The sequence below is a fragment of the Steroidobacter gossypii genome (assembly GCF_016801985.1).
GTDB classification, from domain to species: Bacteria; Pseudomonadota; Gammaproteobacteria; order Steroidobacterales; family Steroidobacteraceae; genus Steroidobacter; species Steroidobacter gossypii.
This window is the reverse complement of the sequence record NZ_JAEVLS010000022.1, coordinates 1-1,350: the sequence shown is the minus strand read 5'-3', so window position 1 is coordinate 1,350 and position 1,350 is coordinate 1. Positions and strand designations below refer to the sequence as shown.

The 1,350-nt window shown below is 62.9% G+C and carries 1 pseudogene; it reads right to left on the bottom strand.

The features are described from left to right. Positions 1 to 51 precede the first annotated feature (51 nt). Positions 52 to 1,286: pseudogene (locus tag JM946_RS29850) on the bottom strand (IS3 family transposase). Between the last annotated feature and the right edge of the window lie 64 nt (positions 1,287 to 1,350).

Sequence of the window (1,350 nt, the reverse complement as noted above, 5' to 3'; positions counted from 1 at the left end):
TGAAGCGGTCAAGGATTTCTTGGACACACGGTTGCAGGTAATTCGTTTCTCTCAGGCGGCCAGTTTGGTGCTGGCGGCCAAGTACTCCCGTCGGACCTGCGCCGGTGACCTGTGCTGATGCCGTTCGATCATCCAGCGCTCGTTGTAGAGTTCCGACCACTCGATTAGAGCGCGGCGCAGTTGCTCGATCGTCGCAAACGATCGGATCCACAGCAGCTGTTCCTTGAGCGTACGGATAGCGCGCTCGGCGCAACCGTTGCCTTCCGGGGATCGCACGAACGAGGGACTCGACTGAATGCCGAGGAAGGCGATCTCCTGCTGGAACGCGTCGCTCATGTACTGGCTACCATGGTCGTGCCGCAGCTCGAGCCCGCAGGCGACGTTGCGTCCGATCGCTCCGAAGTGTTTGCGCACGCCTTGGCGGATCGGTTCCAGCGCCTCCCAACGCGTCGCGCGCTTGACGGCGTGGATACCGACGATCTCCGCGGTGTAGTGATCCACGGCCAGTAGCACCGACGCCTGGCCTTCCTCAAGCGTGAAGGTCGTCGTCAGGTCCGTGCCCCAGCGCAGATCAGGAGCGTTCGGAATGATCGTGCCCTCGTGGCTCTGTGGTCCGCGTGGGCCACCGCAGCGTGTCGGCGCCTGCAGACCGTGCTCGCGCATCAATCGCAGCACCCGAGGCTTGCTGGTGCGAATGCCCGCTAAGCGCAGCTTCGCCCACACCTTGCGATAGCCTTCGCCCACGAAGGGCGAGCTCTTCAGCTGCGTGCGAATCTGTTCCACCAGCGCCTCATCGCTCCAGCGCGTTTTCGGCCCCCGGCGCACGCCCGACACCGCATCCCGAGATCGGCGCTGCGCGTACACGCTGGAGCGTGCCACGCCGGCGCTCTCGCACACCACGCTCAGGCCGCAGTGCTCGTTGCGGGAAATCGAAACCGCGGCTCTCACAGCTTCGACTTCCCATCCGCTAAAGGGCCCGCTTTCCTCTCGTACACGTCGATCACTTCACGGGCGATCTCCAGTCGCAGCGCCGTCGCGCCCAGCGCCTTCTGCAACTGCGCGATCTTCTCGTCGCGTAAATCCACCTCGCGGCTCTTCAGACCCGCCAGGCCATTCTCAAGAAAGATATCGCGCCAGCCTGACAAGGTCGCAGCATTCACCTTCAGCTCCCGCGACAACGTATCCAGGTCCTCACCCTTCAGCAGTCGTAGTACCGCCTCTGATTTCCTCTTGGCCGACCAGCGGCCGCGCTCTACGTCATTCGCACCAGAACTCTTCTTTGCCATCGGACACTCCTTCGGCCACTACTTTGGCCCAAAATGGTGTCCAAGGAAATTCTAGGCCGGCCCA